Below are 14,431 nucleotides of genomic sequence, written 5' to 3'. Positions count from 1 at the left end.
ATTTCCACCCGTCGTTCACCGTTGCCGCTGCCACCGTATTCGCGGGCAAACCCGACTGGTGGCAGCGAACAGGCCCGCGCAGTCAATCGACCAGCTGAGCTTCCTTCAACGCCCCCAACGCCTCCTGCCAGCGCGGCTGCTGGCGATAATCGGTCCGCGCAAAACCTTGCCCGCGCATCCGCGCAATCCGCGGCGACGGTTTGACCTTCAACCGCTGCGCCGCACTCAGCGCCAGCTCCGCCGCCGCCCGGTCATTGCACACCAGGCCCATATCACAGCCGGCGCTCAGCGCCGCTTCGATACGGCTGGCCGCATCGCCCACCACATGCGCACCGGCCATCGACAGGTCATCACTGAAGATCACCCCGTAAAAGCCCAGCTCGCCACGCAGGATGTCCTGCAACCAACGCCGCGAGAAGCCGGCTGGCTGGTTGTCGACCTGCGGGTAGATGACATGCGCCGGCATCACTGCCGCAAGCTGCCCACTCAGGCGGGTAAACGGCACCAGGTCGGCCTGGCGCAGTTGTTCCAGGCTGCGCTCATCGGTGGGGATAGCCACGTGCGAATCGGCTTCGGCCCAGCCATGCCCCGGGAAATGCTTGCCACAGGCGGCCATACCCGCCGCATTCATGCCACGGATGAACGCGCCAGCCAGTTGCGTTGCACGCAGCGGGTCACTCTCGAACGCGCGGCTGCCCACCACGGCGCTACGCTGGTGGTCCAGGTCGAGCACAGGAGCGAAGCTGAGGTCCAGGCCAACCGCCAGTACCTCGGTCGCCATCAGCCAGCCGCACTGCTCAGCCAGGTATTCGGCATTGTCGTTATCGGCCAGCGCACGCATGGCCGGCAGGCGAACAAAGCCCTGGCGCAGACGCTGTACGCGCCCGCCTTCCTGGTCCACTGCCAGGATCAGATCGGGGCGAATGGCGCGGATGGACGCGCACAGTTCGCGCACCTGGCGCGGGCTGTCGATATTGCGGGCAAAGATGATCAGGCCAGCCACTTCGGGCTGGCGCAGCAGTTGACGGTCTTCGGCGGTCAGCCATTTACCGGCGATATCCACCATCAGGGAGCCTTGCAGGCTGACAGTCATGGGTAATCCTTCATGGAAGACAGAGAGCAGCCCACCGGGGGGCAGCAGACACCGGCAGACACATGCCGTTGGCCACAAGCGAAGCCACACAGGCACTGGTCAGCAAGGGGAATGTGAAGTAGATCGGGCATGGGCGCTAGCTTAGCGGAAGCGCCCTGCCACGCCCAGCCTTCAGGCCTTGGCGGTAGCCGAGCTGGTCTTTGTTCGCGGGCGCAGCTGCGCAGTGGCCATCGCCTCGTCGGTCACACCGCTGTCAGCGCGCATGCCTGCCGCCAGGAACGGCACCATCAGGCGCATCACCTGCTCGATCGAAGTGTTGATGCCGAAGTCGGTCTCGGCAATCGCCCGCAGGGCTTTGATACCGGACATGCTGAAGGCCGCGGCACCCAGCATGAAGTGCACACGCCAGAACAGTTCCAGTGGCGGAATGCGTGGCGCTGCCTCGTTCACCAACAGCATGTAGCGGCGGAACACTTTGCCGTACATGTCTTCCAGATAGCGCCGCAGGTGCCCTTGGCTCTGGCTGAACGCCAGACCCAGCAGGCGCATGAAGATCGACAGGTCGTTGTTGCTACGCGGTTGCACGGCCAGCGCCTGCTCTACGAGCATTTCCAGCAGTTCTTCGAGGCTGGGCTTTTGCTCCGGCTTGGCCTGGCGGCGCTCCAGCTCACGCTCGAGACTGGCGCAGAATGGGCCAAGGAAACGCGAGAAAACGGCCTGGATCAGCGCCTTCTTGGAGCCGAAATGATAGTTGACTGCCGCCAGGTTGACCCCGGCCTTGCTGGTAATCAGCCGCAACGAGGTTTCGGCGAACCCCCTTTCCGCGAACAGCTGCTCGGCAGCGTCGAGAATGCGTTCAACGGTTTCCGATTGGGCCATGACTACTCCGACTACTCCGCCAGACAAACAGGTGTTTGAAACATACGTTTCAGCCCTGCTTCTGTCAAGGCTCGGTGACTGGGCGGTCGCCATTTAAAAGGTGCAAGCTGGAAGCTGCAAGCGCGATGTGACAGCAACACCGGCCGGATATCGCAAAATCGCGTCCAGGGGTGACTGAAAAGCATGGGAGGACTGCCGTTTCGCCCTTTCTTGCAGCTTGGAGCTTGCAGCGGGCCTGACACTGTATATAATCCCAGTCACTGTACAAAAAGACAGAGCGCTTACCATGTTGAAACTGACGCCACGCCAAGCCGAAATTCTCGCGTTCATCAAGCGCTGCCTGGAAGACAACGGCTTCCCGCCCACCCGCGCGGAGATTGCTCAGGAGCTGGGCTTCAAGTCGCCCAATGCCGCCGAGGAGCACCTCAAGGCCCTTGCCCGCAAGGGCGCGATCGAAATGACGCCGGGCGCTTCCCGCGGCATCCGCATCCCTGGCCTGGAAGCCAAGGCCGAAGAAGCCGGCCTGCCCATCATCGGCCGGGTAGCTGCCGGTGCGCCGATCCTTGCAGAACAGCACATCGAGCAATCCTGCAACATCAACCCTGCCTTCTTCCACCCCCAAGCCGATTATTTGCTGCGCGTACACGGCATGAGCATGAAGGACGTCGGCATCTTCGACGGTGACCTGCTGGCGGTGCACACCTGCCGTGAGGCCCGCAACGGCCAGATCGTGGTGGCGCGTATCGGCGACGAAGTCACCGTCAAGCGCTTCAAGCGCGAAGGCAGCAAAGTCTGGCTGCTTGCCGAAAACCCCGAATTCGCCCCCATCGAAGTCGACCTGAAAGAACAGGAACTGGTGATCGAGGGCTTGAGCGTCGGCGTCATTCGCCGCTGATCCAGGAGGCGTCATGCAGCAGTTCATTCACGCACCCGAGCAAGCCCAGTTGCCCCTGTTCGAAGCATTCCTCGCACAGCCCGTGCTGCCAGGCCTGAAAGCCAGGGAGCCAGCGCGCAAGAGCAGCCAGCCCGAACTGTTCAGCGAACTGTCGCTGCGCGGCGCCCCTGGCCACTGCCAAAGCCTGCTGGCGCCGGTGCTGCGCGAGCTGAGCGAAGAGGACGAGGCCCGCTGGCTGACCCTGATCGCCCCGCCGCCAAGCCTGACCCAGGCCTGGCTGCGCGATGCCGGGCTCAACCGTGAACGTATTCTGCTGCTGCAACCCCGCAGCAATCAAAGCGCGCTGCAGCTGGCCTGTGAGGCCTTGCGCCTGGGCCTCAGCCACACCGTGGTGAGCTGGCTGGGCAACGTCAACGCCACTGCACGCCAGCAACTGCTACGTGCAGCCAGTGCCGGAAACGCACAAAGCCTGAACATCCGCCTCGGCTGATGTTCAGGCTTTGCCTGTCACTTCAAATAGCCTGATACGCTGCTGCACACTCAGTGCAGCACACGCGGCCCTTCATCACGCTCAAGCTCGCCATCCATCAGGCGACCGGCCATCTGCACGCCCACACTGAGCATGGCCTTGGCCACTTCCACATGCTGACCCTGCAGGAACACCTTGGCGTCTTCCGAGAAATCCAGGGTTACCAGAGAGCCCTCATCCTCGGCGCGACGAAGTTCGATGCGGCCATCAGGCAACTCGACAATTTCCAGAAAAGACGTAGACATAAATGGCAGTTCTCCGCGAAAGGCGATTATTGTACCAGCCGTTGCGGCTATCAGCACTCACTCAACGCGTCACGGAAACGTCTCACCAGACTTTTGAGGTCATTTCGCCAGCTTTCCAGCTCGGCACGCGAGAGTGCTGGATGCTCAGGCTCATCAAGATTGACGGCCTGAATCAGTGGTTGGGTAACGTCGGTTTTCGGCGCTTTTCTAGCGACCGGTGGTCGGAACAAATCGGCATAAGCACCGAGCATTTGCGCCAGCCAGGTTTCACGCTGGCGGGCCAGTTCCAGCAACTCGGCCACTTCCGGGATGGTTATACCGTTCAGGGCATCGTCGGCCAGGGCCTGCTCCACCGTTGCGACAACCGGCAGGCGGTAGAAGCCCCCGATTTCATGGCACAGCCCCAACAGAGCACCATACAGGTGGAACAGCGCCGACTCGCGTTCAGCCTGAACCAAGCCTTGGGCATTCATGGCCTGGCTTTGTTCAGCCTTGGCCATGGACTCGAGGGCGAGGCCGGCGAAGAACAGTTTCTGGTTGGTGCGGGTGTAGAGTTCCTGGGCCATTTCAGTGCCCTCCCATAAGGCTACAAGGCGGATATCTGCATCATAAATGATTGGGGCCGCTTTGCGCCCCTTCGCGGGCTTGCCCACTCCCACCAGTACAGCGCCACATTCAAGGGCGGCGCGATACCTGTGGGAGCGGGCAAGCCCGCGAAGGGGCGCAAAGCGGCCCCATATCACAGCACCGATGGATCAGCGCTTGTCTTCAACCTTCCAGGCATTGCCGTCGTAGAACGCCTTCCAACCGGTCGGCTTGCCATCGACCTCGGACTGCACGTACTGCTCCTTGGTCTTGCGGCTGTAGCGGATCACCGCCGGGCGGCCATCCGGGTCTTTCTGCGGCGCATCGCACAGGAAGTGGTACTTCGGGTCGATCTCATGCTTGTGCGGCACAATCTCCAGCACCAGTGGCGCACGGGTTTCGCGGTTCTTGGGGAACTGGCTGGCAGCCAGGAACAGCCCCGAAGCACCGTCGCGCAGCACGTAGGTATCGTCGACCTTCTCGCACTTGAGCTCCGGCATGTCTACCTTGTCCATCTTCGGCGGCGCCGCCTCGCCGCTCTTGAGCAGCTTGCGGGTGTTCTTGCACGCCGGGTTGGTGCAGCCGAAGAACTTGCCGAAACGGCCGGTCTTCAATTGCATCTCGCTACCGCACTTGTCGCACTCAAGGCTCGGCCCTTCGTAGCCCTTGATGCGGTAGTTGCCTTCCTCGATCTCGTAACCTACACAATCCGGGTTGTTACCGCAGATGTGCAGCTTGTGCTTCTCGTCCAGCAGGTAGGCGTCCATCGCCGTGGCGCAGATCGGGCAACGGTGCTTGCCCAGCAGCACGCGCGATTCCGACTCGCCCTCGTCGTCAGCAGCAATCTCGTCGCCCGGCACCAGGTTGACGGTAGCCTTGCAGCGCTCTTTCGGCGGCAGGCTGTAGCCAGAGCAACCCAGGAACACGCCTGTAGAGGCGGTGCGAATCATCATCGGCCGGCCACATTCCTTGCACGGAATGTTGGTCATGGTCGGCTGGTTGGCACGCATGCCGTCTTCACTGGACTCGGCAGTCTGCAGCTTTTTGCTGAAGTCGCCGTAGAACTCGTCGAGCACGTTCTTCCAGTCACGCTCGCCCTGGGCCACGTCGTCGAGGTTCTCTTCCATGACGGCAGTAAAGCCATAGTCCATCAGGTTGGAGAAGCTCTCCGACAGGCGCTCGGTGACGATGTCGCCCATCTTCTCGGAGTAGAAGCGGCGGTTGTGCAGCGTCACATAGCCACGGTCCTGGATGGTGGAAATGATCGCCGCGTAGGTCGATGGGCGGCCAATGCCGCGCTTTTCCATTTCCTTGACCAGGCTGGCTTCGGTGAAGCGCGCCGGCGGCTTGGTGAAGTGCTGGCTCGGGTCGATCTGGATCAGTTTAAGCGCTTCACCCTGAACCATTTCTGGCAGCACGTCGTCTTCGCCCGGCTTGCTCTGCTGGGGCAGCACACGGGTGTAGCCGTCGAACTTGAGGATGCGGCCCTTGGCACGCAGCTCGAAATCGCCGGCCGCGACGGTGACGCTGGTGGACAGGTACTGCGCTGGCGGCATCTGGCAAGCCAGGAACTGGCGCCAGATCAGCTCGTACAGGCGCTCGGCATCACGCTCCATGCCGCTGAGCTTGGTCGGGTGGGTATTCACGTCAGAAGGTCGAATCGCTTCGTGTGCCTCCTGGGCGCCCTCCTTGCTGCCGTAAACCAGTGGTGCCTCCGGCAGGTACTGCTTGCCGAACTCCCGCTCGATGTAGCTGCGGGCCATCTCCAGGGCGTCAGCCGACAGGTTGGTCGAGTCGGTACGCATGTAGGTGATGTAACCGGCTTCGTACAAGCGCTGGGCCATCATCATGGTTTTCTTCACACCGAAGCCCAGGCGGTTACTGGCCGCTTGCTGCAAGGTGGAAGTAATGAACGGTGCCGATGGCTTGCTGCTGGTCGGACGGTCTTCGCGCTTGACCACGCTGTAGCTGGAAGCCTTGAGCTTATCCAGCGCCGCCATGGCCTGCGCTTCGTTCAGCGGCTTGAAGGCCTCGCCCTTCTCGCGCGCCACTTCGAAACGCACCTTGGCGTTCTTGGCGGTGCCGAGGTCGGCGTGGATTTCCCAGTACTCTTCCGGGATGAACGCGCGGATCTCGCGCTCACGCTCCACCACCAGCTTTACCGCTACCGACTGCACACGGCCAGCGGACAGGCCGCGGGCAATCTTGGCCCACAGCAGCGGCGAAACCATGTAACCGACCACGCGGTCGAGGAAACGCCGCGCCTGCTGAGCGTTGACCCGATCGATGTCCAGTTCGCCCGGCTGCGAGAAGGCCTCCTGAATGGCCTTCTTGGTAATTTCGTTGAACACCACGCGCTTGTAGCGGGTGTCGTCACCCCCGATGGCCTCGCGCAGGTGCCAGGCAATGGCTTCACCTTCGCGGTCCAAGTCGGTTGCGAGATAGATGGTGTCGGCATCCTTGGCCAGGCGGCGCAGCTCTTCGATCACCTTTTCCTTGCCAGGCAGGATCTCGTACTTGGCCTTCCAGCCATGGTCGGGGTCGACGCCCATGCGCGCCACCAGCTGGCGGCGAGCCTTTTCTTTCGGCGAAAGCGCCGGCGCCTCACCCGCAGCCTTGCCACGCTTGGCGGCCGGCTCTTTGCTCGCGCTGGCCGAACCGCTGGTGGGGAGGTCTCGGATATGGCCGATACTCGACTTCACCACGTACTGGTTGCCCAGGTACTTGTTGATGGTCTTGGCCTTGGCCGGGGATTCCACAATGACCAGCGATTTGCCCATGGATCGGAGTATTCCTGAATCTGAAGATAAAAAACGCGCCAAGTGCCAGACGCGGCACCGCTATATATAGTGGCAAAAGTGTGAGGTCAAGCTCGGACGATCAGTCGTGCGACTTGCCCAGCAACCCGGGCAGCCCCTCTTCGGCCTTGACCAAAGCAAAGCGTGGCACCTGCTCGCCGTCAACTTCTACGGACTCCTCGAACATCGAAAGGGGGCGTACCCAGAAGCTGTAATCACCATACAGGCATTGGTAGAACACCATCCACTCTTCGGTTTCGGAGTGCCGCGCAACACTGAAGACACGGTACTCAGGCCCTTTGGAATGCCGGTAGACGCCTGGTTGTATCTGCATGTTGCACACCCTCTTGAATAAAACCTGAAAAAACAAAACCGGGGCACAAGGCCCCGGTTGCTGTCCCGCTACGCGATCAGACGCGTTCGAAGACAGTGGTGATACCTTGGCCCAGGCCGACGCACATGGTCGCAACACCCAGCGTACCGCCATTTTGCTTCATGACGTTGAGCAGGGTGCCGGAAATCCGCGCCCCGGAGCAACCGAACGGGTGGCCCAAGGCAATCGCGCCGCCGTGCAGGTTAACCTTCTCATCCATCTTGTCGAGCACTTTCAAGTCTTTCAGCACTGGCAGGGCCTGTGCAGCGAAGGCTTCATTGAGCTCGATGAAGTCGATGTCAGCCATGGTCAGACCGGCACGCTTGAGGGCTTTCTGGGTCGACGGCACCGGGCCATAGCCCATGATTGCCGGGTCGACACCGGCCACTGCCATCGAACGGATCACCGCCAATGGCTGGATACCCAGGTCCATCGCACGCTGGCCGGACATCACGATCATGCACGATGCGCCGTCGGTAATCTGCGACGAGGTACCGGCAGTGACAGTACCGCCTTTCGGGTTGAACGCAGGCTTGAGCGACGCCAGGCCTTCGAGGGTGGTTTCCGGGCGAATGGTTTCGTCGAAATCGAACACCTTCAGGAAGCCGTTTTCGTCGTAGCCCTGCATCGGGATGATCTCATCCTTGAACTTGCCTTCGACAGTGGCCTTGTGGGCCAGCTGGTGCGAACGCAAGCCGAACAGGTCCTGCTGCTCACGGGTGATGCCGTGCATCTTGCCGAGCATTTCCGCAGTCAGGCCCATCATCCCGGAAGCCTTGGCGGCATGCAAGGACAGGTGCGGGTTGGGGTCGACACCGTGCATCATGCTGACGTGGCCCATGTGCTCCACGCCACCCACCACGAACACATCACCGTTACCGGTCATGATCGCCTGGGCAGCCGTGTGCAGGGCGCTCATCGACGAACCGCACAGGCGGCTGACGGTCTGCGCCGCAGAGGTGTGCGGGATCGGGGTCATCAGCGACGCCATGCGGGCGATGTTCCAGCCCTGCTCCAGGGTCTGGTTGACGCAGCCCCAGATCACATCCTCGACTTCTTTCGGGTCGACCTTGCCGTTGCGTTCCAGCAGTTTGCTGATCAGGTGCGCCGACATGTCTTCAGCGCGGGTATTGCGGTGCATGCCACCCTTGGAGCGGCCCATTGGCGTGCGACCGAAGTCGACAATCACCACGTCTCTTGGATTCAGGCTCATATCAAATCTCTCGCTCTAGCTCGTTGACCGCTCAGTTGAAGAAGCGCTGGCCGTTCTTGGCCATTTCACGCAGCTTGGCGGTCGGGTGGTACAGCGGCCCCAGGTCGGCGTACTGATCGGCCAGGGCAACGAATTCGGCCACACCGATCGAGTCGATGTAACGCAGCGCACCACCGCGGAAGGGAGGGAAACCAATGCCGTAGACCAGCCCCATATCGGCTTCGGCGGCGGTTTCGACGATGCCGTCTTCCAGGCAGCGCACAGTCTCCAGGCACAGCGGGACCATCATCCAGTTGATGATGTCTTCATCGGTCACTTCACGCTGCTCGAACACGATCGGTTTGAGCACGTCGAGCACGGTGGCATCGAAAACCTTCTTCGGCTTGCCGCGCTTGTCGGTTTCGTAGGCGTAGAAGCCCTTGCCGTTCTTCTGACCCAGGCGGTTAGCCTCGTACAGCGCGTCAACGGCCGAGCGACGCTCGTCCTTCATCCGGTCCGGGAAACCTTCGGCCATCACATCGCGGCCATGGTGACCGGTGTCGATGCCGACCACGTCCATCAGGTAGGCTGGGCCCATCGGCCAGCCGAACTTTTCCATGACCTTGTCGATGCGCACAAAATCGACGCCGGCGCTGACCAGCTTGGCGAAGCCGCCGAAGTACGGGAACAGCACACGGTTGACCAAAAAGCCCGGGCAGTCGTTGACCACGATCGGGTTCTTGCCCATTTTCTTGGCGTAGGCCACGGTGGTGGCAACCGCCACTTCACTGGACTTCTCGCCACGGATCACTTCAACCAGCGGCATCATGTGCACCGGGTTGAAGAAGTGCATGCCGACGAAGTTTTCCGGACGCTTGAGCGCCTTGGCCAGCAGGTTGATGGAGATGGTGGAGGTGTTGGAAGCGAGGATCGCATCGTCCTTCACCTGGCCTTCCACTTCCGCCAGTACCGCTTGCTTGACCTTCGGGTTCTCGACCACAGCCTCGACGACGATGTCGACATTGGCGAAATCGCCATAAGACAGGGTCGGGCGAATGGCGTTGAGGGCCTCGGCCATCTTGGCCGGGGTCAGGCGGCCCTTCTCGACGCGGTTGCCGAGCAGCTTGGAGGCCTCGTTCAGACCCAGTTGAATGGCTTCCTCGCGGATGTCCTTCATCAGGATCGGCGTACCTTTGACCGCCGACTGGTAGGCGATACCGCCGCCCATGATGCCGGCGCCGAGGACGGCGGCCTGCTTCACGTCGTGGGCGATCTCGTCATGCGCCTTGGCCTTGCGCTTGAGTTCCTGATCGTTGAGGAACAAGCCGATCAGGCTCTCGGCGACCGAGGTCTTGGCCAGCTTGGCAAAGCCCGCGGCTTCGACTTCCAGGGCCTTGTCGCGACCGAAGTTGGCGGCTTTCTGGATGCTCTTGATCGCTTCGACCGGGGCCGGGTAGTTCGGCCCGGCCTGGCCTGCGACAAAGCCCTTGGCGGTCTCGAAGGCCATCATCTGCTCGATGGCATTGAGCTTGAGCTTTTCCAGCTTCGGCTGGCGCTTGGCCTTGTAGTCCAGCTCGCCACTGATGGCACGCTTGATCAGGTCGAGGGCACCGGCCAGCAACAGCTCAGGGGCGACCACGGCGTCGACGGCCCCCACTTTCAGGGCGTCTTCGGCGCGGTTTTCCTTGCCGGCGGCGATCCACTCGATGGCGTTGTCCGAGCCGATCAGGCGCGGCAGGCGCACGGTACCGCCAAAGCCCGGGTAGATACCCAGCTTGACTTCCGGCAGGCCGATCCTGGCGCTGCTGGACATGACCCGGTAGTCGGCCGCCAGGCACATTTCCAGGCCGCCGCCCAGCGCGATGCCGTTGATGGCGGCAACGGTCGGCACTTCGAGGTCTTCGAAGGCGTTGAAGATGCGATTGGCTTCCAGGTTGCCAGCGACCAGCTCGGCCTCAGGCAGCTTGAAGTTGTCGACGAACTCGGTGATGTCGGCGCCGACGATGAACACGTCCTTGCCACTGCTGACGATCACGCCCTTGACCGAGGCATCGGCCTGGATGGCATCGACGGCCTGGCGCAGCTCGCTCAGGGTAAGGCGGTTGAACTTGTTGACGGACTCACCCTTGAGGTCGAACTTGAGCTCGACGATGCCACTTTCAAGAGCCTTAACCGTGATGGCTTTACCTTCGTAAATCATCAACTGATCTCCACGATATGGAAGCTGAACTGTACACGCCGATCGCTGCAGCAAAAGCAGGCCTAGCTGCCCTGCCCCAGGCACACCCGTCAGCGCGCTAGTCGGAAGTATGGCTTGGCGTGATGACATACAAACGCTCAATTCATACGCCCGTTTGATTTGGGTGTGCACACATTCTCCGAAAAGATGGGCGTTGTCAAATGCTCACGAGCACGGCGAAAGCGCGACTTTCCAGTCATTTTCTATCGCCCGGGTACAAAACATGATGACAGTGATCGCCGGTCATTCATGTCAGCGATTGACCACACGTATTGGCTGGAGTGCTTTGCGCTTGCGCGGCGAGCCAGGGCGACTACACTGGCACTTGCTTGCATGAATACCCGGCCTGCCTGGCCTTTTCTGCGCAGCAGAACGCAAAGCGGCGACTTGGCACCCCACCCCTTCAGGGTCATGCCGAGCCGCCGCTTTGTCGTTATAGAACAGATTGACCAGGCTGGATTCCGCCCCCGTAGGAGCGGGTTTACCCGCGAAGCAGGCACCGCGGAGCTTGGCACCGGCCCTGCCGGTGTTCGCAGGTGAATCCTCGCCTACAGGGGCGCATATGGGCTGAGCTCAAGCCAAGGTTTCGAGGGCGTAGGCAACATCCTGCAACACAGCAGTATCGCCGCGCTCGGTCCAGTACAAGGCAATCATCCGCGCATCGGCCTCCACCTTGTACACACTCGCCGGCAAACGCGACAAGGCGCCCATGAAGCGTGGGTCTTCGCAGGGCTCGCGCCACTGATTCCACCACACCCCGGGGCTGACCTGCCAGAAGCTGAAACTGTCCTCATGCCCACGACGCCGGGCTCGGTGATATTGCGGGCAGGGGCTTGGCGGCTCTTTTTCCAGCCAGTGCGGCCACTGCTGAGGCGCCAGCTGCATGGCCAATCCCATGCGCCGAGCCTCCAGGCGCAACTTCATCTGCTCGCTCTGCTTGCGCGAACTGCGCAGCCAGGAAAGCGGGCTGAGAATCAGCGCAAGGATTGACACCACCAGCAATACCGTCATATCAGTAGTTCCCATAAAACGTTGCAAATGAGCTGGTTAGCCATTTTCACGGTGGACCCGCCCTAAAGCGACCATACTTCTTCTATCGCGATTGTCAGGAGTACCGCTCATGAAATACGAACATTTGTTGGTCGCTGTCGACCTGACCGAAGAGTGCGACCCGGTGATCAAGCGCGCCATGGCGCTGGCAGAACCTTCGAATGCCAAGGTATCCCTGGTGCATATTGTCGAGCCGATGGCCATGGCTTTCGGCGGTGACGTACCGATGGACCTGTCGCAGTTGCAACAGCAGCAGTTCGACCAGGCCAAGGAGCGCATGGACCGCCTGTTCCACAAATACCCGGAAATCAACCGCGGCGACTCGCACCTGACCTACGGCCAACCGCGCCAGGAAATCCACCAGCTGGCCAAGGACCAGAACTGCGACCTGATCGTGGTCGGCAGCCATGGTCGTCACGGCCTGGCATTGCTGCTGGGCTCCACGGCCAACGATGTGCTGCACGGCGCGCCGTGTGACGTGCTGGCGGTACGCTTGCTGAAGAAGGATTGATTCGACCTGAACCGGCCTCTTCGCGTGCAAGCCTGCGCCTGCAAGGGTATGGCGATCCCTGCAGGAGCGGGTTTACCCGCAAAGAGGCCGGAACAGGCTAACGCCAATCAGCCTTCCAGCTCAGCCCAGCGCTCTACCAATACATCCAGCTCGCCCTGCAGCTTCTCGATCTGTGCCAGCACCGCCGAAGTTTCTGCAATTGGCCGCTGATAGAAGCCCGCCGCATTCACTTCTTCCTGAGCCTCGGCCATCCGCTGTTCCAGCTCGTCGATCTGCCCCGGCAGCATTTCCAGCTCACGCTGCAGCTTGTAGCTGAGTTTCTTCTTCGAAGGCTCTTCCACCACCGCCGCAACAACAGGTTCAGGCTTGGCCTCGACCTTCTCAACCACCGCGCTGTTGAGCGCAGACTTGCCGCCCTTGCTCTCGGTCACACCCAGCAATTTCGGCGAGCCGCCCTGGCGAATCCAGTCCTCGTAGCCGCCCACATACTCACGCACCTTACCCTCGCCTTCGAACACCAGCGTGCTGGTAACGACGTTGTCGAGGAAGGCCCGGTCGTGGCTGACCATCAGCACGGTGCCTTTGTAGTTGGACAGCACCTCTTCCAGAAGCTCGAGGGTTTCCACGTCCAGGTCGTTGGTCGGTTCGTCGAGCACCAGCAGGTTGGCCGGCTTGCTGAACAGCTTGGCCAGCAGCAGCCGCGCACGCTCACCACCTGACAGCGCCTTGACCGGCGTGCGCGCACGCTGGGGACTGAACAGGAAGTCGCCCAGGTAGCTCAGCACGTGGCGGTTCTGACCATCGATCTCGATGAAATCACGGCCTTCGGCCAGGTTGTCGATCACGGTCTTTTCCAGGTCGAGCTGGTGGCGCATCTGGTCGAAATAAGCCACCTCAAGCTTGGTGCCACGCTCCACTTTGCCCGCAGTAGGCTCAAGGTCGCCCAGCATCATCTTGAGCAAAGTGGTCTTGCCAGTGCCGTTTGCGCCCAGCAGACCGATGCGGTCCTGCCGCTGCAGGACCATGGAAAAGTCCTTGACCAGCAGAGGCCCGTCCGGGTGATGGAAGCTGACATTTTCCAGCACCATCACCTGCTTGCCGGACTTGTCCGCTGCTTCGATCTGAATGTTGGCCTTGCCCTGTCGTTCGCGGCGCTCGCCACGCTCCACACGCAGGGCCTTCAGTGCACGCACACGGCCTTCGTTGCGGGTACGGCGGGCCTTGATACCCTGGCGAATCCACACTTCTTCCTGGGCCAGGCGCTTGTCGAAGAGCGCGTTGGCGGTTTCCTCGGCGGCCAGTGCGGCCTCCTTGTGCACCAGGAAGCTGGCGTAGTCGCCGTTCCAGTCGATCAGGCCGCCACGGTCCAGCTCGAGGATGCGGGTGGCCAGGTTCTGCAGGAACGAACGGTCGTGGGTGATGAACAATACCGCGCCGTTGAAGCCACGCAGGGCCTCTTCGAGCCAGGCAATGGCACCGATGTCCAGGTGGTTGGTCGGTTCGTCGAGCAGCAGCAGGTCGGGCTCGGACACCAGCGCCTGGGCCAGCAGCACGCGGCGGCGCCAGCCACCGGACAGCTCGGCCAGGGTCTTGTCGGCCGGCAGTTGCAGGCGACTGAGCGTGCTTTCCACCACCTGCTGCAGGCGCCAGCCGTCGCGGGCTTCCAGCTCATGCTGGACGTGCATGAGTTTTTCCAGGTCTTCATCGCCCTGGATGTTCATGCTCAGGTGGTGGAACTGCGCCAGCAACTCGCCCACGCCGTCCAGACCAGCGGCTACGACGTCGAACACCGTTCGCTCGTCGGCCACCGGCAGCTCCTGTGGCAGCTCACCGATCTTCAGGCCCGGGGCACGCCAGATTTCGCCGTCGTCGCCCTTCTGCTCGCCCTTGACCAGGCGCAGCATGCTCGACTTGCCGGTGCCGTTGCGGCCGATGATGCACACCCGCTCGCCACGAGCGATCTGCCAGGACACTTTGTCCAGCAGCGGCATGGCGCCGAATGCGAGGGACACATCGCTGAATTTGAGCAGGGTCATGTTGGT

At 61.6% G+C, this 14,431-nt stretch carries 13 protein-coding genes; 3 read left to right on the top strand and 10 right to left on the bottom strand.

Going from position 1 to position 14,431, the window contains the following annotated elements; all coding sequences use genetic code 11:
* Positions 1-82: 82 nt before the first annotated feature.
* A complete protein-coding gene (nagZ, locus tag ACYCCG_RS18170; protein WP_459671452.1) occupies positions 83-1,081 on the bottom strand; it encodes a beta-N-acetylhexosaminidase in 999 nt (332 codons plus the stop codon).
* Positions 1,082-1,264: 183 nt separating this feature from the next.
* Positions 1,265-1,972: a TetR/AcrR family transcriptional regulator gene (locus ACYCCG_RS18165; protein WP_003248784.1), complete on the bottom strand. Its 708-nt coding sequence runs from the start codon at positions 1,970-1,972 to the stop codon at positions 1,265-1,267.
* 286 nt (positions 1,973-2,258) lie between these two features.
* Here ACYCCG_RS18165 and lexA point away from each other — a divergent pair, with 286 nt between their 5' ends.
* Both lexA and sulA read left to right on the top strand, forming a co-directional pair.
* Positions 2,259-2,867 carry a transcriptional repressor LexA gene (gene lexA / locus ACYCCG_RS18160; RefSeq protein WP_010953131.1) on the top strand — a complete coding sequence of 203 codons (609 nt, stop codon included), beginning with the start codon at positions 2,259-2,261 and terminating at the stop codon, positions 2,865-2,867.
* 13 nt (positions 2,868-2,880) lie between these two features.
* Positions 2,881-3,357 (top strand): SOS-induced cell division inhibitor SulA, encoded by a 477-nt coding sequence (gene sulA, locus ACYCCG_RS18155; protein ID WP_104962209.1) that lies wholly within the window; start codon positions 2,881-2,883, stop codon positions 3,355-3,357.
* A 50-nt stretch (positions 3,358-3,407) separates the two neighbouring features.
* On the opposite strand, the gene ACYCCG_RS18150 is transcribed toward sulA, so the two are convergent.
* The 7 genes from ACYCCG_RS18150 to ACYCCG_RS18120 form a co-directional block, all read right to left on the bottom strand.
* On the bottom strand, positions 3,408-3,641 hold the full coding sequence (locus tag ACYCCG_RS18150; protein WP_003248777.1) for a hypothetical protein: 234 nt from the start codon (positions 3,639-3,641) through the stop codon (positions 3,408-3,410).
* Between the two features lie 50 nt (positions 3,642-3,691).
* Complete coding sequence (locus ACYCCG_RS18145) at positions 3,692-4,207, bottom strand: DUF6586 family protein (protein WP_028697562.1); 516 nt, start codon at positions 4,205-4,207, stop codon at positions 3,692-3,694.
* Positions 4,208-4,396: 189 nt separating this feature from the next.
* The gene (gene topA / locus ACYCCG_RS18140) at positions 4,397-7,006 is read right to left on the bottom strand and encodes a type I DNA topoisomerase (RefSeq protein WP_176684848.1); all 2,610 of its coding nucleotides are present in this window, start codon (positions 7,004-7,006) and stop codon (positions 4,397-4,399) included.
* 100 nt (positions 7,007-7,106) lie between these two features.
* Entirely contained in the window at positions 7,107-7,358 is a 252-nt protein-coding gene (locus ACYCCG_RS18135) for a DUF1653 domain-containing protein (RefSeq protein WP_459671390.1), read from the bottom strand.
* A 76-nt stretch (positions 7,359-7,434) separates the two neighbouring features.
* On the bottom strand, positions 7,435-8,610 hold the full coding sequence (gene fadA / locus ACYCCG_RS18130) for an acetyl-CoA C-acyltransferase FadA (protein ID WP_010953128.1): 1,176 nt from the start codon (positions 8,608-8,610) through the stop codon (positions 7,435-7,437).
* Positions 8,611-8,641: 31 nt separating this feature from the next.
* Positions 8,642-10,789, bottom strand: coding sequence for a fatty acid oxidation complex subunit alpha FadB (fadB, locus tag ACYCCG_RS18125; protein ID WP_176684847.1), 2,148 nt, complete (start codon positions 10,787-10,789; stop codon positions 8,642-8,644).
* A 612-nt stretch (positions 10,790-11,401) separates the two neighbouring features.
* Positions 11,402-11,839, bottom strand: a complete 438-nt coding sequence (locus ACYCCG_RS18120; protein WP_003248762.1) for a hypothetical protein — start codon at positions 11,837-11,839, stop codon at positions 11,402-11,404.
* 109 nt (positions 11,840-11,948) lie between these two features.
* Here ACYCCG_RS18120 and ACYCCG_RS18115 point away from each other — a divergent pair, with 109 nt between their 5' ends.
* On the top strand, positions 11,949-12,389 hold the full coding sequence (locus ACYCCG_RS18115; protein ID WP_176684846.1) for a universal stress protein: 441 nt from the start codon (positions 11,949-11,951) through the stop codon (positions 12,387-12,389).
* 107 nt (positions 12,390-12,496) lie between these two features.
* On the opposite strand, the gene ACYCCG_RS18110 is transcribed toward ACYCCG_RS18115, so the two are convergent.
* Entirely contained in the window at positions 12,497-14,425 is a 1,929-nt protein-coding gene (locus ACYCCG_RS18110; RefSeq protein ID WP_209964632.1) for an ATP-binding cassette domain-containing protein, read from the bottom strand.
* Positions 14,426-14,431 lie beyond the last annotated feature (6 nt).

The sequence above is a fragment of the Pseudomonas sp. VEM90 genome (assembly GCF_054611535.1).
The sequence above is the reverse complement of the archived record's forward strand: the minus strand, read 5'-3'. Positions and strand labels throughout refer to the sequence as shown.

Bases quoted from the DNA above. Each gene is read 5' to 3' on its own strand.
- ACYCCG_RS18165 (WP_003248784.1), bottom strand. From the start codon at position 1,972: ATGGCCCAATCGGAAACCGTTGAACGCATTCTCGACGCTGCCGAGCAG.
- lexA (WP_010953131.1), top strand. From the start codon at position 2,259: ATGTTGAAACTGACGCCACGCCAAGCCGAAATTCTCGCGTTCATCAAG.
- sulA (WP_104962209.1), top strand. From the start codon at position 2,881: ATGCAGCAGTTCATTCACGCACCCGAGCAAGCCCAGTTGCCCCTGTTC.
- ACYCCG_RS18150 (WP_003248777.1), bottom strand. From the start codon at position 3,641: ATGTCTACGTCTTTTCTGGAAATTGTCGAGTTGCCTGATGGCCGCATC.
- ACYCCG_RS18145 (WP_028697562.1), bottom strand. From the start codon at position 4,207: ATGGCCCAGGAACTCTACACCCGCACCAACCAGAAACTGTTCTTCGCC.
- topA (WP_176684848.1), bottom strand. From the start codon at position 7,006: ATGGGCAAATCGCTGGTCATTGTGGAATCCCCGGCCAAGGCCAAGACC.
- ACYCCG_RS18135 (WP_459671390.1), bottom strand. From the start codon at position 7,358: ATGCAGATACAACCAGGCGTCTACCGGCATTCCAAAGGGCCTGAGTAC.
- fadA (WP_010953128.1), bottom strand. From the start codon at position 8,610: ATGAGCCTGAATCCAAGAGACGTGGTGATTGTCGACTTCGGTCGCACG.
- fadB (WP_176684847.1), bottom strand. From the start codon at position 10,789: ATGATTTACGAAGGTAAAGCCATCACGGTTAAGGCTCTTGAAAGTGGC.
- ACYCCG_RS18120 (WP_003248762.1), bottom strand. From the start codon at position 11,839: ATGACGGTATTGCTGGTGGTGTCAATCCTTGCGCTGATTCTCAGCCCG.
- ACYCCG_RS18115 (WP_176684846.1), top strand. From the start codon at position 11,949: ATGAAATACGAACATTTGTTGGTCGCTGTCGACCTGACCGAAGAGTGC.
- ACYCCG_RS18110 (WP_209964632.1), bottom strand. From the start codon at position 14,425: ATGACCCTGCTCAAATTCAGCGATGTGTCCCTCGCATTCGGCGCCATG.